This is a genomic window from Pleomorphochaeta sp. DL1XJH-081, from assembly GCF_049310885.1.
Taxonomy (GTDB): domain Bacteria; phylum Spirochaetota; class Spirochaetia; order Sphaerochaetales; family Sphaerochaetaceae; genus CAYZJV01.
The window spans coordinates 172,415-192,794 of record NZ_JBMDYO010000001.1 but is presented as its reverse complement, the minus strand read 5'-3'; the positions used below and the strand labels follow the sequence as shown (position 1 = coordinate 192,794).

General features: G+C 47.1%; 18 protein-coding genes. 9 read left to right on the top strand and 9 right to left on the bottom strand.

The genetic code is table 11. The features are described from left to right. Window positions 1-104: 104 nt before the first annotated feature. Window positions 105-1,676 carry a helix-turn-helix domain-containing protein gene (locus tag ACODJP_RS00875; RefSeq protein ID WP_422477496.1) on the bottom strand — a complete coding sequence of 524 codons (1,572 nt, stop codon included), beginning with the start codon at window positions 1,674-1,676 and terminating at the stop codon, window positions 105-107. Between the two features lie 228 nt (window positions 1,677-1,904). Here ACODJP_RS00875 and ACODJP_RS00870 point away from each other — a divergent pair, with 228 nt between their 5' ends. Genes ACODJP_RS00870 through ACODJP_RS00860 form a run of 3 tightly spaced genes read left to right on the top strand, consistent with a single transcriptional unit; the run spans window position 1,905 to window position 4,254 of the window. Continuing rightward, on the top strand, window positions 1,905-2,411 hold the full coding sequence (locus ACODJP_RS00870; RefSeq protein ID WP_422477494.1) for a nucleoside deaminase: 507 nt from the start codon (window positions 1,905-1,907) through the stop codon (window positions 2,409-2,411). A 29-nt stretch (window positions 2,412-2,440) separates the two neighbouring features. After that, complete coding sequence (locus ACODJP_RS00865; RefSeq protein WP_422477492.1) at window positions 2,441-3,523, top strand: translation initiation factor 2; 1,083 nt, start codon at window positions 2,441-2,443, stop codon at window positions 3,521-3,523. Next, window positions 3,520-4,254 carry an MTAP family purine nucleoside phosphorylase gene (locus ACODJP_RS00860; protein WP_422477490.1) on the top strand — a complete coding sequence of 245 codons (735 nt, stop codon included), beginning with the start codon at window positions 3,520-3,522 and terminating at the stop codon, window positions 4,252-4,254. The genes ACODJP_RS00865 and ACODJP_RS00860 overlap by 4 nt, the downstream gene beginning before the upstream one ends. Window positions 4,255-4,318: 64 nt before the next feature. Here ACODJP_RS00860 and ACODJP_RS00855 read toward each other — a convergent pair whose 3' ends face one another. From ACODJP_RS00855 to ACODJP_RS00830, 6 genes are all read right to left on the bottom strand, one after another. Then, window positions 4,319-5,404 (bottom strand): extracellular solute-binding protein, encoded by a 1,086-nt coding sequence (locus ACODJP_RS00855; protein WP_422477488.1) that lies wholly within the window; start codon window positions 5,402-5,404, stop codon window positions 4,319-4,321. 86 nt (window positions 5,405-5,490) lie between these two features. Next, window positions 5,491-6,243 (bottom strand): ABC transporter permease, encoded by a 753-nt coding sequence (locus ACODJP_RS00850; RefSeq protein ID WP_422478827.1) that lies wholly within the window; start codon window positions 6,241-6,243, stop codon window positions 5,491-5,493. 125 nt (window positions 6,244-6,368) lie between these two features. After that, complete coding sequence (locus ACODJP_RS00845) at window positions 6,369-7,271, bottom strand: ABC transporter permease (protein ID WP_422477486.1); 903 nt, start codon at window positions 7,269-7,271, stop codon at window positions 6,369-6,371. Continuing rightward, complete coding sequence (locus tag ACODJP_RS00840) at window positions 7,268-8,392, bottom strand: ABC transporter ATP-binding protein (RefSeq protein WP_422477484.1); 1,125 nt, start codon at window positions 8,390-8,392, stop codon at window positions 7,268-7,270. Before ACODJP_RS00840 ends, ACODJP_RS00845 begins: the two co-directional genes overlap by 4 nt. Window positions 8,393-8,658: 266 nt before the next feature. Continuing rightward, window positions 8,659-10,116 (bottom strand): decarboxylating NADP(+)-dependent phosphogluconate dehydrogenase, encoded by a 1,458-nt coding sequence (gnd, locus tag ACODJP_RS00835; protein ID WP_422477482.1) that lies wholly within the window; start codon window positions 10,114-10,116, stop codon window positions 8,659-8,661. Window positions 10,117-10,164: 48 nt separating this feature from the next. Then, a complete protein-coding gene (locus ACODJP_RS00830; RefSeq protein WP_422477480.1) occupies window positions 10,165-11,436 on the bottom strand; it encodes a lactate racemase domain-containing protein in 1,272 nt (423 codons plus the stop codon). A 158-nt stretch (window positions 11,437-11,594) separates the two neighbouring features. Between ACODJP_RS00830 and ACODJP_RS00825 the strand changes: the two genes are divergently transcribed. The 5 genes from ACODJP_RS00825 to phoU all read left to right on the top strand — a co-directional run bounded on the left by ACODJP_RS00825 (window position 11,595) and on the right by phoU (window position 16,420). Next, window positions 11,595-12,590 (top strand): PstS family phosphate ABC transporter substrate-binding protein, encoded by a 996-nt coding sequence (locus ACODJP_RS00825; protein WP_422477478.1) that lies wholly within the window; start codon window positions 11,595-11,597, stop codon window positions 12,588-12,590. An 83-nt stretch (window positions 12,591-12,673) separates the two neighbouring features. Further along, window positions 12,674-13,576 (top strand): phosphate ABC transporter permease subunit PstC, encoded by a 903-nt coding sequence (gene pstC / locus ACODJP_RS00820; protein WP_422477476.1) that lies wholly within the window; start codon window positions 12,674-12,676, stop codon window positions 13,574-13,576. A gap of 1 nt (window position 13,577) precedes the next feature. After that, on the top strand, window positions 13,578-14,837 hold the full coding sequence (pstA, locus tag ACODJP_RS00815; RefSeq protein WP_422477474.1) for a phosphate ABC transporter permease PstA: 1,260 nt from the start codon (window positions 13,578-13,580) through the stop codon (window positions 14,835-14,837). A gap of 29 nt (window positions 14,838-14,866) precedes the next feature. Beyond that, window positions 14,867-15,661 (top strand): phosphate ABC transporter ATP-binding protein PstB, encoded by a 795-nt coding sequence (gene pstB / locus ACODJP_RS00810; RefSeq protein ID WP_422478825.1) that lies wholly within the window; start codon window positions 14,867-14,869, stop codon window positions 15,659-15,661. 48 nt (window positions 15,662-15,709) lie between these two features. Then, the gene (gene phoU, locus ACODJP_RS00805) at window positions 15,710-16,420 is read left to right on the top strand and encodes a phosphate signaling complex protein PhoU (RefSeq protein WP_422477472.1); all 711 of its coding nucleotides are present in this window, start codon (window positions 15,710-15,712) and stop codon (window positions 16,418-16,420) included. Between the two features lie 15 nt (window positions 16,421-16,435). Here the strand turns inward: phoU and ACODJP_RS00800 are convergent, their stop codons facing one another. Together ACODJP_RS00800 and ACODJP_RS00795 are read right to left on the bottom strand one after the other, a co-directional pair. Next, a complete protein-coding gene (locus tag ACODJP_RS00800; protein WP_422477470.1) occupies window positions 16,436-18,319 on the bottom strand; it encodes an ATP-binding protein in 1,884 nt (627 codons plus the stop codon). Continuing rightward, entirely contained in the window at window positions 18,316-19,023 is a 708-nt protein-coding gene (locus ACODJP_RS00795; RefSeq protein WP_422477468.1) for a response regulator transcription factor, read from the bottom strand. The genes ACODJP_RS00800 and ACODJP_RS00795 overlap by 4 nt, the downstream gene beginning before the upstream one ends. 196 nt (window positions 19,024-19,219) lie before the next feature. On the opposite strand from ACODJP_RS00795, the gene ACODJP_RS00790 reads away from it, so the two are divergent. Further along, window positions 19,220-20,362, top strand: a complete 1,143-nt coding sequence (locus tag ACODJP_RS00790) for an ABC transporter substrate-binding protein (RefSeq protein ID WP_422477466.1) — start codon at window positions 19,220-19,222, stop codon at window positions 20,360-20,362. The last annotated feature ends 18 nt before the right edge of the window (window positions 20,363-20,380 follow it).

Here is a 20,380-nt window from a genome sequence, read left to right as displayed (position 1 = left end):
ATTACCTGTCAAAATGCCGGATATCGTGATATCTGAGCCGACACGAACGCCGTCCATCTGTTCGATAGACTAAAGAAAAGCAAAGATTAGGATGTTAGAGATCACTAGGGTAGCATGCGTTTCTTGGAACCCTCTTCGATTCTCTGAGCGAATTGACGAAGTTTATCGATAACGAATTCCCTGTTACGTTCCCGTTTTGGAATTCGAGAGGCTTCCTGGTTCATGAAACTGATTATAGCACCGATAAGATCATGCTGTTCCGATATGAATACGAATTTTGGATCCCTATGTTTCAATACCATGAGACCTGCATTTGACATAGCGAACAATTGGACCGTATGCAGCATGTGCTTGTTGGGTAGAATACAGATTTCCAGATTCTCATGAGTCTCCAATAATTTGATGATGGCCATAATATGGGTGTGGTATTCCATGGGGAGGTAGGTGAATGGCTGTTGGGTGATCAGTTCAGGTATCAAAGCCGGCACTTTGGCTTTCAGTACATCGGTTATCCTTGGCAGACTGATTACCATCTGAAATTTTTTCCGTTTCAGATGCGTATGCATCAACTCAAGTCGCTTCTCCTGCTGTACGATGATTTCATTTCGTTGTTCTTCGTCTATACCCTCACGTTTAAGCATTGTTTCCAATAGCTTCTTGGGCATTCCGCTAAGCAGGAGACTCTGCATTCCGACTCCATTACCTGTAGTGGTTGAGAAAAGGTGTATCTGCTCATCAATGAACTTTCGAGTATTTTGTCCAGTATAAGTTCTGACCAAAGGTTTACATAGGCCGAGTTGTGTCTCAAAAGCGTGGCTCGCGCCATCTATGACCATCTGGTCGGTAGAGTAGATATATTGGATTGAATCCTGATTTTGTCCCCTCACACTGGTGGAAAAGACTGTTGCTTCCCCCTCTAGTACGAATGAGGTATGGTTGAACATGTCGTCACGCTTTTCCGGGTAGTAATAGCTTACAATTGCTCCGGTCATATAGAAGGGGAGCCATCTTTGTACAGCCATGGCCAGTTCATTACTATCCCGGGATAGGGTGTGGATCACTTCGATAGTCATCCCCCTGCGTATTCCTTTCGTCATAAGGTAGAACCACTGTTTTGCGAATTCAGGATTCTCTATGATCCACTGCATGCTCTCATCACTATAGAGTAGCAGTTTCGGATTCTTGAGAGGGGACTGTATCGCTTTCAGCAAGAGTTTCATGGTTGCAGAGCGCAAGCCTTCATTACCAAGGAAGGTTTGGGTATCGGTTGGCAAGCCGGTCGGCTCGACTGGGATAGGTACCTCTACTGCCTGGTGTGTTGCACTTCCAGAAGATCCAATACTATCGAGCAAGACTTGGATGGCCTCTGTGCTGATCTTCGCTTCATTGGAAAGCCATCGGGTAAGATAGGTCGCAATAACAGACTCGCTGACATTCTTATCCTCCATCCTATGGCCAGTTAGCTCCAGTAACGCCACTCTTTGAAAATCCTGTCTTGCCTGGGAAGCAAAATACATACCGATCAGTTGGATATAGCGGGAGTCTTCACTAGGTTCCCGAGCCCCAGTCCTCCATCGGCTGACCAATGAAGGGTCTATACCTAGTGCATCGGCAAGTTTTGAATTGGTGGTATTTGCCATTTTCATCAGCAAATTAATTTTTTCATTGAATCGCATATATGTATCCTTCCCATAAAAACATTGTTATTATCCTAAGTATACCAAGAAGTTCCAGACTGTTCCACTAGGTATAAAGACAAGGAAAAATAATACGGTTGTATTGTTCAAAGATATGGTTGCGATGCATCGCTTTCCTTGTAGATAATTTGGGACGACTGCTTTTTTAATCTCTTGCCTTATGGTATGGTTGTTACTGACTAAAAACCACGACAACAGGAGAATCATATGGCTGTCATTACCGAAGAAGCTACTGAGAAAGACATCGGATTGTTATATGAGACCGCTCGGATCGCAACGGAATCCCGCAAGGTAGGAAACCATCCTTTTGGAGCATTGTTGGCCGATGGGGATGGCACTATTCTCATGGAACAACCGAACGAAGTGGTCTCTACCCATAACGATTGTGCCCATGCCGAGACCATGTTATTGATGAAAGCCTCACAAGCCTATGATCGTGACTTCCTCTCTGGATGTACGCTCTATACAAGTATAGAGCCATGTGCAATGTGTAGCGGTGCTCTCTACTGGGCAAATGTCGGTAGGTTAGTCTATGGGCTTACAGAACATCGTCTCTTGGAGATGACTGCCGATAATCCTGAGAATCCGACTTTCAGTCTCCCTTGTAGAGAGGTACTGGAGCGAGGACAGAAAGACATCGTGGTAGTCGGCCCTGTAGAGGATGCCGAATTGGAAAAAAGGATCGTCGAAGACCACAAAGGATTTTGGGATTGATAATCCTTAGCTGATGACGGGGTATGGGCATGGATTTGGATGCGTATCTTCCTCCTCTCTTGAAAAAACGTACTATCGCAAAAATTGAGGGTAGGCAATTGCTTATTGGAGATCGGCGTTCCTATCCCTGGGAAATGCAATTCGTCCCGTGTGATTCGGTGGATGCAGTTTTCCAGGCAATCAAGGATATGGTTACCCAAGGAGGAGGGCCGCTTCAGGTAGGTCTTACCACCATGCGCTTTATCGCAAGGAAAATCCATGCAGGAGAGATGCCCGATCATGCGCGTACGTTTTTGGATGCAGCGCAGAAACTTTCTTCTGCTCGGCCGACCAATACCACGATGGCTCGTACGTTGCAGCACGTAGTCTCACACATAGCTCGTTGGTATGTCTGTTCTGGTGTTCAGGATGTACATGCGAACGATCTCGTCGGTTTCGTGGACTCCATTATTGATTCCCAGGAAGCAGCCTTTGATGCCGACTATGACATCATGGGTGATCTCGGTAGCCGGTGTATTTCAGATTCCGATGGAATCCTCACCACCTGCTTTGCAGAACATTCATTTTTGGTCAGTTTGGCAAAAGCGAAGGAACAGGGGAAATCTTTCACCGTATTCGTGCCCGAGACACGCCCGTATCTCCAAGGGGCAAGACTGACTGCGCCATCTCTTCATGAAATGGGAATTGATGCCTATGTGATTACCGATGGTATGGGAGCGCACTATATGCGCGATGGTGCAATCCAGCTCTATATGACAGCAGCCGATCTGGTGACGATGGATGGAACCGTAGTGAATAAAGTCGGTACGCTGGCCAATGCAATCTCAGCAAACCATTACGATATTCCCTATTATGCATTCGCCATGTCTCCCGATCCATCTAAGAAGAGTAGTAAAGACATCATCATGGAAGAGCGCGAAGGCAAGGAGATACTGGATATTAGGGGGGTGCCGACAACACTCGATAGCATGAAAGGTCGATATCCTGCCTTCGATATCATCGATCCACCCTTGGTCGATGGAATTATAACGCCAAAGGGATTACTAAAACCTCATGAAATCGCAAGGGAATTTGACTCATCCTATCGCAATCAAGGAGCAGAAAATTCATGAAATCGGCAATAATCGGAGGAACTGGTTGCCAAGCTATGGCAGGCAAGGACGCTCAGCGTTCAACAGTCGTTACACCGTATGGGGAAACTGTGGTATTTGAGAAACAACACGGTGATGATACCCTCTATTTCGCCCTGCGACATGGTGAAGGTCACCGCGTACCTCCTCATTTGGTCAATTATCGTGCGATTATTGCTGCTTTGAAACAGCTCGGAGTTTCTCAAGCAATCGGTATCTATGCTGTGGGTTCTATCACGAGTATGGTCTTGCCGGGAAACCTTGGCCTCATAGACCAATTCATCGACTTTACAGGAGGACAGCGCCAATCGACTTTCTTCACTGGTGGGGATGCCGGAGTACAACATATCCCTATGCTCACTCCCTATAGCAAACGCCTTCGCGCTGCCATAGCGAAAGAGGCAGCACGATTGGAAATTCCCATTTGCCTGAAAGGGACCTATATATGTACAAACGGACCGCGTTTGGAAACACCTGCCGAAATTGCCATGTTCAGGAGATGGGGTGGAGACTATGTGGGTATGACAGCGGCAACCGAGACAACACTTGCCAATGAAGCAGGCATCGACTTCGCTGGATTGGTCTACTCCATCAACTGGGCAGCAGGATTGGATGCAGAGGGTTTGAGTTTTATTGAGGACGAGATTATGCAAAGAATAGTCGACCGTATGACTCTTCTTGCATCGGGGGCTTTCTCCAGTCTGGATAGATAAGCGTTTAAAAAAAATAGGGGATTTCCGGATGGAATCCCCTTCGTAAAGACTTATATTCGTACAATCAGTCGAGGTATCGGATCTCCTGCCATAGTTGGTTGTATTTCTCAAGATCCGCTCCTACATCGTTTTTCAATTCATAGTTCGCAAGATCCTCACCTTGGTAGAAAGGCTCCACAGTCATGAGTTCTCCCGCTTTCGTGTGAACTGAAGCCGGGAAGTGGAATCTGTCGAGAAACTCTGCGTAGATTTCGGGACGATGGATGAAGTTGATGAATTCATGTGCTAAATCTATGTGTTTTGCACCTTTGGGAATAACCATGGAGTCGAGATACATCGGTCCGCCTTCGGGGGGAAGAAAGAAATCGACCTCACTCCAACGAGCTTCATCAAGTTCCTCGAATACCGCCTCCGCATAGCCATGTACCACCCAGAATTCGCTATTGGCAAAACTTTTAGCGAAGCCCTCGGCATCGAATTTGACCAGATTCGGCTTCCACTCCTCGTTAATTAATTTCTGAGCTGCTTCAAGTTCATTGTCATCGGTTGAGTTGACTGAATAGCCCAAGTGGGCCAACGCATCACCCATTACTTCACGCATATCATCGAGCATGCTCATCCTACCTGCCAGTCGCTCGTCAGCGAAAATACTCCAGTCTCGGGTATAGTCTGAGATTTTGGTTGTATTGACAGCTATTCCGGAAGCTCCCATGAAATAGGGTACTGACCACGACATGTCGGGATCATAGGTTGCTTTCTCCAAAACCAAGGGGCTGATATACTTGAGATTGGGAATTTTGTCCTTGTCTATCGGCAGCAGCATATCTTCATGCATCATGATGGATGTATAGTCTTGGGAGGGGAATACGATATCATATCCACTTCCACCGGCCTTGAGTTTGGCGAACATGTCTTCATTTGATGCAAAATAATCGAGCACTACCTTAACGTCGAATTCCTGTTCGAATTTCTCGATCACCGATTCCGGTGTGTAGTAGGTCCAGTTATACAGATAGAGCGTCTTATCGTCGGATCGAGCACTCTCAGATCCATTTTTTGAACAGCCCGTCAAAACCAGGATGATCAAAGCGAACAGTAAGGCACTGGATACGAGTCTCCATGCCACCATTTTTTTTCTTCTATTGAACATGATTTCCTCCTCCTTGGAGAAAATTATTACGCCCAGGCCAACCATACTGGCCATCCCCCGGGTCGTTTTCTGTGTACCGATATCCTTCAACTCGATGCCGCTATCGTCTTGAGGAAACGCCGGAAGCCCAATGCTAACAACATGATGCCAAGAATCAGAACCAAGGAGAGCGCATTGATCACCGGAGAAACCCCATAGCGGATCATCGAGTAGACATAGAGAGGGAGCGTGGTAGAACCCGGTCCTGATACGAAGAATGTAATGACGAAATCTTCAAGACTCATGGTTATAGCCATAAGCATGCCGGACATGATTCCTGGCATGATTGAAGGTATGATTACCTTCAGAAGGGTTTGTCGCTCGGTAGCTCCAAGATCCCGAGCAGCCTCAATGACAGAGAAATCGAATTCATCCAATCGGGCCGATACCAACAGGAACACGAAGGGGAGGTTGAAGGTTGTATGGGCTACGAAAATTGAGAACATACCCAGAGGAATCTTCACTGCAGTAAAGAATATGAGCATGGAGACACCAATTATGACTTCAGGTAAGACCATGGGGAGAAAACTCAGTATCTGTACATAGGTGCGTGATTTGAATTTGTACCATTTGACCCCGATTGCAGCCAATGATCCAAGCAGCGTAGCGACCAGTGAGCTTGTAATGGCGATGATGAAACTGTTTCCGAAAGCTCGCCACAGCTCATCCGAACTGAACAGCAATTGTCCATACCATTGCAATGAAAATCCTGTCCACCGCATACCTCGCGTGCTATTAAACGAGTATAGAACCACCACGAAAAGGGGCAGAAAGAGGAAAACGATCACCAACACGAGCATGATATTTGAGAAACCCAACCCCTTATGGTCTCTGAATACATGATGCTTTGGTGGTTTATAAGGCCCTAGAGCGACATTGGGCGGGCTAACGAGAGGGGATGGTTCGAGTTCCCTTTTGTTGGTTCTCATGCGAGACCTCCACGGGTATCGACTACTTTTCTTGTCGATGTATTGCTCGATCGTTCCTTTGCCGAAGATACCAGCATCCAGATCACACCAACAGTACTCACCAGTGTGATGATTAGGCTAAATGCAGAGGCCAATGGCCAGTTGCGCGTTTTAGTTACCTGATCAACAATGATATTGCCTATCATGTAAGAATCTTTTCCTCCAACTAATAGAGGTACCGTATAAGCTCCGAATATCGGAATGAAGGTGAATATCACAGCGGTGATCACTCCACTACGGATATTAGGGATAAGTACTTTGAAAATGGATTCTGGCTTGGATGCCCCAAGATCTCGTGCTGCCTCCAATAATTGGAAATCGAATTTATCTATTGTGGTGAACAATGGAAGGATAGCAAAGGGAATATACATATAGATGAGAACGGTGATTACCGCTCCTTGATTGTAGATCAGTGGCAAACTTTCTTGGATGAATCCCAGCGCCCGCAAGGCCTCATTGATGAATCCTTCACTCGAGAGTATAGCGATCCATGCGTAGATACGGATAAGTGAATTGGTCCAGAATGGTATAATTACCAAACCCAACCACAATACCTGATGGCGACTCCGAGCCATGGCATAACCACAGGGGAGGGCAAGAATAATGGTGATGAGTGTCGATAAAGATGCAACCCATAAGGTCCGCAAGAAAACTCTGAGGAAATTGGGATTGAACATCTGGCGATATGCTGACAGGGTGAACTCCCACTCTACACCTCCATAGAGGCCTTTCTTAAGGAAACTAAAGAGGATGATGATCGCAAGGGGTACTAGGAAGAAGAGGGTCAACCACAATCCCATGGGAGCCGAATAGGTGATACCGGACCGGCGGCTTCTTTTTTCCTGGGAATGGATGTTCATGAGTCCACCACCTCTACAATATAGCCGTCCTCTGCACTCCAAGAGACATGGACCTGGTCTTTCCAGGATATGGAAGGACCTTCATCCATGTAATTGGCGTGCTGCTGTATGACTTTTACTACCGTTCCGTTATCCAACCGTACATAGTACTTGGATTGGAATCCGCTATAGACTGGTTCTTCCACAATGCCTCTGAAACGATTGATATCCTTTCCGAGTCGCTGAGGAGCATCTCCAGTTATCTTGATCTTCTCAGGACGTACGGTGAAGGAGACTCGTTGACCGACCGGTAGATTGTCATAGTCGGTTACTTTGATCTCGGTATCCAGAGCAGGTATTTCCAATGTGGTCATGAAGTAGTCATCGTAGGGGGTGCAAGCCTTAACCGTAGCGGGGAAAAGATTGGTCTCTCCGATAAAGCGGGCAACGAAATCGGTTGCCGGACTCTCATAAATTTCATATGGAGATCCTATCTGTAGTACTTTCCCCTGATTCATGACTGCAATCCTGTCACTCACCGATAGGGCTTCACTCTGGTCATGGGTAACATAAATGAAGGTTATGCCGATCTGGTCATGCAGATGGTCCAACTCAACCAGAAGATTCTGGCGAAGCTTGGCATCCAATGCGGAAAGTGGCTCATCGAGAAGCAGAACACTAGGTTCGTTAATTAAAGCCCTTGCAATGGCTACGCGTTGCTTTTGGCCTCCACTGAGCATATTAGGCTTTTTATCCCTATGTCCATCCAATTGCACGAGGTGTAGGTATTCGCGTACTTTAGCATCGAGTTTCGATTCTTCAACCTTTTTAAGGCGAAGGGGAAATGCAACATTCTCATAGACAGAGAGATGGGGAAAAAGAGCATAGCTTTGGAAGACTGTATTCACCTGTCGTTTTTCTGGAGGCAATGGAAGGATGTCCTTTCCATCGAGGAGGACAGTGCCTACATCTGGTGAGTCGAATCCGGCGATAATGCGAAGAAGGGTGGTTTTTCCGCATCCGGAAGGTCCGAGAAGGGAGAAGAATTCTCCTTTCTTGATATCGATACTTACGTTGTCGAGGGCTTTGAAGTCGCCATATGCCCTAGAAACGTCCCTAACCGTGACGTCAAAACCTTTCAATCTGTTTCCCTTTCCTCCTTGTAGCCGTGTTGCCCGTACTCGTATTTGAGCCGGGGGACTACTGCAATCACGCGATACTTGTAGGGTTTTTCCACCCCCTTGTCAATATGATGGGGCAAGGTTTTTTTAATCTTTTGTAAATACATGTAATATAAAAAGATAATTACAGACTTGCGAGGTGGTGAAAATACGTTTGGAAGCACATAGAAAGGGAGGCCGGAGCCTCCCTTTCATACCATTGTGTTGTAGTCGAAATCTTTACCGGATCATACCTGATAGGTGGAGGATGAGACATTTCCACCGGTCCCAGTCCAATTGGTGTGGTAGAATTCGCCTTCACTCTTGTCTACACGCTCGTAGGTGTGAGCTCCGAAGTAATCGCGTTGGGCTTGCAAGAGATTCGCAGGTAGGCGCTCACTTCTGTAACTGTCGAAGAATGAGATGGCACTAGTCATGGCAGGCATAGGAATACCGGCAGTGACAGCTTTGGCAATCGTTCTTCTCCAAGCATCCTGGCAATCTTCCATAACCTTGACGAAATAGGGGTCGATCAATAAGTTTTCCAGCTGCGGGTTGTTGTCAAAGGCTTCCTTGATCTTACCGAGAAACACACTTCTGATGATGCATCCACCGCGCCACATGAGGGCGATTCCACCATAGTTCAAGTCCCAACCGTTCTCCTTCGCTGCTTCCCTCATGAGCATATAGCCCTGGGCATAGCTGACGATCTTGGAAGCGAGCAGGGCTTTGCGGATATCCTCAACGATTGCTTTCTTTTCTCCATCGATCTTCTTATCGGGACCGCCGATGATTTTTGAAGCCTTTACCCGTTCGCTCTTCAATGCAGAGACACATCGAGCATATACAGCTTCGACGATCAGCGTTACAGGAACACCAAGTTCGAGTGAGCTGATACCTGTCCATTTGCCGGTTCCCTTCTGGCCAGCCTTGTCAAGGATCTTGGTAACCAAAGGCTGTCCGTCTTCATCCTTGGTTTTCATGATATCGCGGGTAATCTCGATAAGATAACTGTCCAATTCACCTTCATTCCACTCTGCGAAGATATCGTGTAATTCGTCGTGGGAAAGACCGAGACCTTGGTGCATAAGATCGTAGGCTTCACAGATCATCTGCATATCACCATATTCGATACCATTGTGCACCATCTTCACATAGTGGCCTGCACCATCTTCGCCGACCCAGTCACAGCAAGGACTGCCATCTTCCACTTTTGCCGAAATATCCTGAAGAATATTCTTTACCAGAGGCCATGCATCCTTATTTCCCCCTGGCATGACCGATGGACCGCGCCTTGCGCCTTCTTCACCACCACTGACTCCGGTACCGATATAAAGAATACCTTTCTCCTTGAGCTCTCGGGTCCTGCGATTCGTATCGGGGAAGTGGGAGTTTCCACCATCGATGATGACATCTCCCTTATCCAAGAGGGGTACAAGCTGATCAATGAAGGCATCGACTACAGCTCCCGCCTTGACCATCAGCATTACTTTGCGTGGTTTTGCAAGGCTCTCAACCAGTTCCTCCATGCTGCGGGTCCCAATAATCGTATCACGGCCTTTGGCAGCGTCTGCGAGGAATTCGTCCACCTTCGATACCGTTCGATTGAATACCGCTACTGTATATCCGTGGTCGTTCATGTTGAGAACCAGATTCTGGCCCATTACCGCCAGTCCGATCAGTCCGATGTCAGCTTGCTTTCCCATGTGTAGGTCTCCTTATGGTTTCCTGTTGTATAGAATGAGTATGTATTCCTACGAATTGAATCGATCGGCATGAGCCCACAATCCAACCGCAGGGTTCGAGACAAAATAGTATTCCTCTCCGTCTTCTGTCGTATTCCAGCCATCTTTTATACCTTCAGCCATATACCGTTCTTGCATATGCTGTAAGTCTCCAAAGAGGTATCCGACCGATTCAACTTCATCTTGGGAGAGATCTTTCGTGCAGTAGCGAATACTGAAACGTCCATCTGAGGAACCATGAATCAGGTGGGCTGCAGCACTGAGATTTTCTTTTAAGTCGTCATTATGGGCTACCGCATTGAGGACCATGTCTGTACCCCGATAGCCATACTTTCTGATAAGTCGGTCGATCTCTTTATCTTCACCGAAGGTATGCACACCTGGTGCAAGAACAATAAGTTCACCACCATCGGCAATAGCCATCCGGGTACGATAGACGCTCTTGTTGCCCAACCAGGTGGACCGATATTCACCAGGATCCAAATAGACAACCACCTTCTTCATGGTGTGGTCTACCATCGTGAAATTTGCCTTCAAGGAGAGCTCACAGGCTTGGTCGAAACACGCTCGGTCATCTCCCATGAACAATCCCTTGGGTGTCATGTTACCTTTGTCATCTCGACCTACAACAGTGAGTGCGAATACGATGGGCAAATCTTGAGCAAATTGGGTATGGGCATAGTCAAGAACAGCCCTAACCGGGCTATCGGCCCTTCCCATGATACGTTCCATGCCATAGACTGCACCGAGATAGTGGCTCTTATTAATGCCTTCCACCCCTCCGGTACCGACATAGATATTCTTGGTGTGGTTTGCCATTCCGATCACTTCATGGGGAACGACCTGGCCAAGCGATAGGATAAGATCGAATCCTCCCGAGACCAGAAGTTTATTCACTTGTGCTTTCCAGGAGTATGAGAGGCGGCCTTCGGAAACCTCTTCTATGAATGAAGCAGGCACGGTTCCTAAGGTAACAATATCATTCCTCCAATCATGAGCTACGAAGAGTTCGTGGTCTACACCTGGATACATAATATCCATCTCTTCTTCGGTCATCGGTACGTGGGTCCCTACCGCAGGAAGAATCGCTTTTACCGCATCGCTAAAGTATTCAACAGCCCAAACTGCCAATGTTCCACCCATGCCATGTAAACGGGTGATATCGGGTGGTAAGAGCAAGACCCGATTCCGTTTTCCCAATGATTTCAAGCCTTTGAAAAATTGCTTCTTCATGGTCTCGTGGTCCAATCCGTTCAAATCCTGCAGCTTTGTGTATACCATCGGATCCTCCTGTTTGTTCGAAGAACAGCGCTATAGTAGCACAAAGACCCCTCAAAAGTAAGGTGTCGACGAAAATAATAGACTTCTCATCTCCTTGTAACACTTTTCTCACATTTTCCCACTAGATTCAGGTCAAAACCACTCCATAGGAGGAGAAGATGAGAAAGATCATCGTTTTATTGTTGACAATCATGGTACTCAGTCCCTTGGCTGCAGGGGGAAAGCAGGAGTCTGCTCCCGCACAAACAAGTGAGGGTGCAATCGCATGGATAGAGGGTCCTTCAGTGAAGGGGCTGCCCGGAGTTAATCCGCTGAAAGTTACAGGCAATATCATAACCGCCGGAAGTTCGACGGTATTCCCCTTGAGCGAGAGGATGGCAGAGAGATTTAAGGAAGAGGGATATAGTGGAACTATAACGATCGACAGTATCGGAAGTGGAGCCGGATTCGAACGATTCACTGTTGCTGGTGAAACAGATATCGCCAACGCCAGTCGGGGTATTAAGGCAGCGGAGATCGAGAATGCCCGCGAGATCGGAAGGGAACCTATCGAATTTCGTGTGGGAACCGATGCCTTGGCTGTTACCGTAAGCAAGGAGAATACCTTCCTCAAGAATGTAACCATGGATGAATTGGCACGAATCTTCAGTAGTGCTGAGCTCTGGTCCGATGTAAATCCCTCTTGGCCAAACCAACCAATATTGAGATTCATCCCAGGAACCGATAGCGGAACATTCGACTACTTCTCTGAAGAGGTCTTTGACAAACAGGTCGAACCTTTGTTGAATGCATCGAATCTCCAGCTCAGCGAGGACGACAATATTCTCGTGCAGGGAATCAAGGGTAGCCCGTATGCAATTGGATTCTTCGGTTACGCATACTATGCGGAGAATGAAGATGCTCTGAATATCGTCGATATCGAAGGTGTCCAGGCCAGTGCGGAGAATGTGGACAATGGAACCTATCCTTTGGCAAGACCGCTGTTTATCTACTCTGATGCGACTATAATGCGGGAAAAACCACAAGTCGCGGCATTCATAGACTTCTACCTCAGTTATGTGGATGAAGAGGTGATTGGTGTAGGATACTTCCCCGCCAATGAAGCCGCCTTGGAAAAAGGACGTGCAGCTTGGCTAGAGGCTATGGATCTTTAGATCCAAATACCATTGGATTGCGAACCGACGGGTGGGGGATAAAGCCTCACCTGTCAACGATTATGTAGGTAACGATAAAGATTATGGCAAAGATTTCAAGAAAACCGACAATCACATCCATGATACCCCAAACAGTACTTTTCCTGTTTGCTTTGGTGTCGATAGTGATTACTCTGGGAATAGCAATTATTCTCATTAGGGAATCCTATCTATTCTTCAGTGATCCGGAAGTAGACCTGTGGGGATTCCTCACTGGTAAGAAGTGGCAACCCATGATTGGGTATTTCGGCTTCCTTCCTCTGCTCAATGCTACCCTTACTACCAGTATCATAGCCATGTCTGTAGGTATTCCGATCGGACTCAGTGTAGCGATCTATCTGAGTGAATATGCCAGTGACAGGGTGCGGGCAACTCTCAAACCGGTACTCGAAGTTTTGGCAGGTATACCCACGATCGTCTACGGCTATTTTGCTCTCACTTTCATGACACCATTACTCCGTTCGATATTCGGAGACGATGTGGTTGAAATCTACAATACTGCAAGCGCTGGCTTAGTAATTGGGATTCTCGTGCTACCGATGATCGCCACGATGGCTGAAGATGCCATTGGTGCAGTACCAAAAGAGCTTCGTCTGGCTGCTCACGCACTTGGTGGTACGAAGTTGGAAACCACCATAAAGGTTGTCCTTCCAGCAGCCCTCAGCGGTCTTTCCGCTACATTCCTACTCGCATTGTCGAGAGCTATCGGAGAGACAATGGTCGTAGCCCTTGCTGCAGGAGCAGGACCCAAACTCACGGCAAATCCTTTCGAAGCTGCTGAAACGATAACCGGTTACATTGTCCGTATAAGCGGAGGAGATGTGAGTTACAACTCAGTGGACTATAACAGCATATTTGCTCTTGGTCTGGTGTTGTTCATTATCACCTTCACACTCAATCTCATATCACGCAAGATTTCCAACAAATTTCATCAGGAGTATGAATAATATGAAAAACTTCTCTGCATTCGGAGAGCCCGATCAAGTGAAATCCTTCATGGCTTCAAGAAAAAGAAGGGGCACGACCTGGCAGGCAGTCTTCATCTTCGCCACGGTGTTGGCGGTTCTGTTTCTCGTACTTCTTCTCTCATCAATTATCGATTCGGTATTCGGTTATACGGTAATCCGAAATGAAGTGGAGCCCTCGACGCTGGTTGAAACAAAAAACCAAGTGGCCGATTTCAGTAGGGAAGAGCTAATCCAAGTTGCCCAGACACATCTCTCAAGCGGCATTTTACGTAGGGTAGTCTATGAGAAACCTCTCGAAGAGCGCTCAGATAGGGATTTGGTCGGATTGATAGAGCAATATATTCTCAAGCCAAAAGTCCTTAGGACTTGGGGAATGTGGGAATCATTGACACAACAGAAGGAGATAGAGGCATTCGCCGCAGCGAATGAGAATTCACAGATCATCTTCCGCAATTGGCTCACCCCTGCATTTCTAGTGGCCGACCAATCGGCCGATCCCCTACAGGCTGGGATCCGCACAGCACTTCTAGGCTCCCTTTGGATTATTTTTATAACTCTGCTCTTCTCTTTTCCAATTGGGGTCGGAGCGGCGATCTATCTTCAGGAGTATGCTAAGGACAATAGGCTGAATAGAATATTGCAATTGAATATTTTCAATCTGTCGGCGGTTCCTTCGATCATCTACGGATTGCTCGGTTTAGCTGTCTTTGTGAGGGCAATGGAACCGCTTACCAGTGGTTCGCTTTTCACTACGATTGTGGACAATACTGCCAATGGAAGAACCATCCTCAGTGGCGGTCTCACATTAGGACTCCTTGTCCTGCCGATCATCATCATAAATACCCAGGAGGCACTCAAGGCGGTCCCCGATTCACTTCGGATGAGTGCCTATGGGGTAGGTGCCACCAAATGGCAGACCATCTGGTACCAGGTACTGCCGGTGAGTATCGATAGGATTCTTACCGGAACGATCCTTGCCCTTTCCAGGGCACTCGGAGAAACGGCACCACTAGTGGTCATAGGTGCCTCTACATTCATCAGTGTAGATCCTAGTGGTATATTCAGCAAATTTACCACACTACCTATCCAGATATACCAATGGTCAGCCCGACCACAAGGGGCATATCGAAATATCGCTGCTGCAGCTATTGTTGCCTTGCTCATCCTTCTGTTGATCATGAATAGTGCAGCGATTTGGACTCGCGATAAAATAGCAAAGAAAAAGAGGTTGGAAGCATGAAAGCATCAACACTAGCGACAATCGACCCTATGACGGCAGAGAAAAATTCAGCCCAACCCAAGAAGATAGTCTTGGAACTGTCGGACGTGAATATCCATTATGGAGATTTCCATGCCGTTAAGGATGCTTCTCTTGAAATATATGAAAAGCATGTAACCGCATTCATTGGGCCCTCGGGGTGTGGCAAGAGTACCGTTCTGAGGAGCATAAACAGGATGAATGATATGATTCCTGGAGCACGTATAGAGGGCTCAATCATGTTCGATGGAGAGGATCTTTATGGAGACCAGGTGGATCCTGTACTGGTGAGAAGACAAATTGGTATGGTTTTCCAGAAGCCGAATCCATTTCCCAAAAGTATCTATGAGAATATTGCATGGGGAGCCAGGATAAACGGGTATCGGGGGAACTACGACCAGTTGGTAGAACAGAGTCTCAGACAGGCTGCTTTGTGGGATGAGGTGAAGGATAAGCTAAAGCAAAATGCACTTCGTCTGAGTGGTGGGCAGCAACAACGACTTTGTATTGCCAGAGCTTTAGCGGTCTCTCCCGAGGTTATTTTGATGGATGAACCGGCATCGGCACTTGACCCGATCGCCACCGGAAGGATTGAGGAGCTTATCTTAGAACTGAAAGAGCATTACTCGATCGTAATCGTAACGCATAATATGGGACAAGCTTCACGTGTATCGGACTATACAGCTTTTTTCATGGTCGATGGGCAGAGGACCGGATATCTGCAAGAGTATGCAGAGACCGAACAGTTGTTCCTCAACCCGCGCCATAGGAAGACAGAAGAGTATATCTCCGGAAAATTCGGTTGATGGTACTGTAACACCCATACCGTATGGAATATGGAGAAGGAGAGAGATATGGAAATGAAACAAGCGCATACATTGGATGACAAGATGCGTTTTTACCAAGAGATGTTGATCCAGATGGTCAATCGTGTTGAAGAGGCTATCTATCAAGCTCAGTATGCCTTCCAGAACCATGATGTGGAATTGGCGAGGAAAGTCGTCGCAAATGATTGGTTTATTGACCAGTTGCAGGAGATGGTAGAGAACGATGGAGTGAGGATGCTTATTTCCGAGGCTCCTTACGGCCATTACATGCGACATATCATTGCAGGAATGAAGATCGTCTCCAGTTTGGAGAGAATGGGTGATCATGCCGCTCACCTTGCCAAGATGGCTACAGCGAAGGAATATGATACCTGTACTCCTTTTGTCGAAAGGATAAGCGAGATGGCATTGCTTGGAGCTACCATGACGCGTCGTGCGGTTGAGGCGTTTTTAGATGTCAAGGCAGAGATGGCAATAGAAGTGGCTGCTATGGATGATCGTATGGATGCCATGCGTGATTCGATCAATGCAGATCTGTTTTCGACACAACCAGCATCCAAAGGAGAAATGGAACGGTTATTGAACTTATTCTATCTCACCAAGGAAATGGAACGGCTTGGTGATCATGTCACCACGATCTGCCGATGGATTGTCTATATGGATAAAGGTGAAAGACCCAAGCTCAATGGACCTAAAGATACAGAAGGGTCTCCGATGGGACCTAAGAAACAAGCTTAAGCTATGTTAGCGAGTCTATGGAGTGTCGCGCTGGTAGAGGGCATCGCTACGCGACTGTAGCATCTCCAGTTCGACAGAACTGCGCGGTAGGCTGATGGTGAAGGTACTCCCTTTTCCGAGTTCGCTATCAACGGCGACAGTTCCTCCATGGACTCCCACGATATGTTTTACGATGGATAGCCCTAGTCCGGTGCCTCCCTGGCTCCTGCTTCGGGCGGCATCGACACGGTAAAAACGTTCGAAGATCCTTTGTTGTGACTCTTTAGGAATTCCTACCCCGGAATCTGTTACCCGTATGGTAACTGCCTGGTCTTGGACTTCCATATTGAGGCGAACGGTACTTCCATCATTGCTATAGGTGATCGCATTCATCACTAAGTTTGCTAGGGCTTGTACGATCAACATGCCATTTGCCCATATCTCTAAGTTCTTTGGATTCTCGATTTGGGTAACGATTTCTGTCCTTTTCTGTTCAGCTTTATAACGACAGGTCTCCACAGTCTCGGTCATTATTTGCTCTGCGGTTGTCCATGTACACGTTGGTTTCGCATTCTGTTGCTCTAGTGACGAGAGAAGGAGCAGGTCCTCAACTATCCGTTGCATATTCAAGGCTTGTCTATTGATGATTTGGATGAAGTGAGCGTGTTCATCTTCATCATTTTGGATCCCATCGAGCAAGAGGTTGGAGAAGCCTGCGATGGCGGTTATGGGAGTTTTCAGTTCATGCGATACATTGGCGACGAAATCTTTCCTGACTTGTTCAAGATGGTGTAATTCAGTCATATCGTTAATAGTCATGACCACTGCACCGATAGTCTTTTCTTGGTAGACCGGCACGAGTGAGATCTTGAGCGTTTTTGTCGCACTGCGACCTGCCAGTCGGGCGGTCTCTCCAAATAGGTGCCCATAGTGGGCAATGGTGATATCACGTTGTTCGCCATTTTGTAGAACTTGCGAAATGGCTTCCACAATCTCGGTCGATCTGATTGTATGATTCAGAACCACCCCTTCGATCGCTTTTTCGGTATTGAACAACAACGCTCTTGCAGCGGTATTCGCTATCCGGATTACCATATTCCTATCGATAAGTAAGATACCTTCAGTCATACTCTCGAGGAGTGTCTCCAGTTGGGATCTTCCTTCGTGTACTTCGGTGAGGGTCTGTTTCAGTTGGATTGCCATGGTGCGCATGGTTTTTGCTAGGTCTGCCAATTCCTTTGGACTTTCTATCAACATGGTAGCATCAAGATCCCCTTTTGCATAACTTAGTGCTGTATTCTTGATGGTATGTAGGGGGCGGGTGATCATGGCAATGCTGATCGCGGTGATTGAACCTACCAATAATACGAGTACGGCCAGACCACTGTAGAACAGGTTCAGGTAGGTCTGTTGGTAACCAAGTAGTTGATTCAAGGTAGTGGAGACTCGTAGGATCGCTACTTCTGGTACTTCATCTATACGTACGGCATGGTAGAGAACCGGTAACCCCTGGGTATCGCTTCGACGCTCACTGATACCCATGCCATCCGTAAGGGCCTTTTGGACCTCCTGGCGCCAAAGGTGGTTGTCCAGTGTTTCCAAAGGGTAATCGGAATCATAGATTACCAGACCAGTCGGTCCTATGAGTGTGACCCGGTACTCCGTATTCTTCGAAAAGGTATCTAAGGGCGACTTCAATTGATTGACCACGCCGGTCTGCTGTCGTTCGCCGATAATGGTATCTTGCCCAAGGAGTATGGTCTTCAGATAATCGGCATTATCAGAAAGCTGTGCATACGTGTTTTCACGCAGGGTGGTGTTGAAGGCTCCCAAGGCAATCATAAGGCTACCTAGGAGCGCCAGAACGAGAACTGTGAGGGTCAGTACGATAAGACGTTGGCGTATGGTTTTTCCAATCATGGTTGTTCCTGGAAGGAGTACCCGATACCCCAGACGGTTTTTATTGAAGTACTACCGGATTCCATTTTTCTTCTCAGGCTGGCTACCTGGACATCGATGGAGCGTTCTGTAACAGGGTAGTCGGATCCCCGCATATGGGTGATAATCTGATTGCGGGTATAGACTCTCCCGGGAGAGGTGGCCAAGAGCTGAAGCAGGCTGAATTCACTCGCTGTGAGGTTCAGGATTTTTCCTGCCCAAGTCGCTTCATGCCGGTCGATATCCATGGTCAGTTCGCCAACTGTTAAAATTTTTGCAGCAGTAGCCGGTTCTTCGGATGGTTGTTTCGCAGCACGACGGAGCAATGCCTTTACGTTCGCGACCAGTACCTTTGGACTGAATGGTTTGGGTAGGTAGTTGTCTGCTCCCAATTCCAAGCCTGTAATGATGTCCACCTCATCGGTCCTTGCCGAGACGATGATAACCGGTAGTTCGCCCATGGACCATGAATAACGAATGGTCTTCAGAACCTCGATCCCACTCAAACCGGGAAGCATCAGATCGAGGAGGACCAGAGCTGGCATATGCTTTTCTATCGCATGCAGTGCCTCGGTTCCGCTATTTGCCTTTATTGTGGCATAGCCCTCTTTTTCAAGATGGTAGCAGATGAGCTCTTGGATATCGCCTTCATCCTCCACCACAAGAATCGCTTGCTCGTCTTTCATGCCAATAGTGTATCCAATAATGGGATGTTTTTCCTAGATGGTCGGTCTGGAGAGAATGAAGAAAAAAAAGATTGACAACTGTGTTAAGGTCTCTTAACATAAACGTGGAAATGTTAAGAAAAATTTACATTAATGTTTACCAACCATTGCGGTGCCTTAATCTGCCGCATGGAAAAATCATTCAAAGGGGTATTTCATGAAAAAGAGATTGTCGATCGTTGCTCTCATGATTGTCGTCCTGGTTCTCGGCTCCTCGGTATTCGCCGGTGGGCAGCAGGAAGCATCTGCACCGCAATTACCAGAAACACCAAAGACGCACGAAGAGTTGGTTGCTGCGGCCAAAGAAGAGGGAAAGGTAGTTGTCTATTCGATCACGAGTCGAATCGCTAATGCCGCGGAAGGATTTTCAGAAAAGTACGGTATTGAGGTCGAGGCTACCAACCTCAAAGACTTCGAACTTATCGAAAAAGTTTCCAAAGAGGGAAGCACCGGTGCTGCTGGAGCAGACTTTGTCATTGCCCAGGATGGTGGTCGTGTCATGGGTGAACTTATTAACCTCAACTACCTCTATAACTATGTTCCCGAATCCATGAAGGATGTCATTCCTTCCGAATTCCAGAATCCCTTGGTTATGTCATTTATCAATAAGTTGTTCATTTTCAACAATGAGTTGTCTACCGAAGAACCCTTCACCAATGTATGGGCACTTACCACTGACGAATGGGCGGGGAACTTCCAGTTCAAGAACCCGTTCCAAGAGAGTGTGAATGCCAACTTCATGACTATGGTTACCCATCCTGATATTGCAAATCAGTTGGCAAAGGCCTATAAGGACTATTTTGGTAAGGAAATAGAATTGACCACACCCAATGCTGGCTATGAATGGATCAAGGCTATCTTAGAGAATGATTTGATTCTTACTACTTCCGATACGAAAACTGCCGAGAGCATCGGCATCAAAGGACAGGATAAGACCCACAATGCAGGATTGTTCGTTTTCTCCAAGCTTCGCTATGTAGAAACCAAGAATCTTGCCCTCCAGCCCATGCTCGATGTTGAGCCTTTCGCCGGATTCTACTATCCCATTTATATGTTGGTGAGCTCAAATGCCCGACATCCCAATGCCGCGAAACTGTTTATCGAGTATCTGCTAACTGAAGAAGGGTTCAAGCCTTGGAGTTCTGATATGGGAACTTATTCTTCCAATCCCAATATCGCCATTAACGAAGGCGACTATCCCATGACTACCTGGGTAGACATCCTGGTTGAGGAAGATCCTGCCTACTGTTTTGAGAATAGGGCGGAAGTAGAAGAGTTCCTCAACGAATATATCTATTGATCGGACTTTGTAGACAAA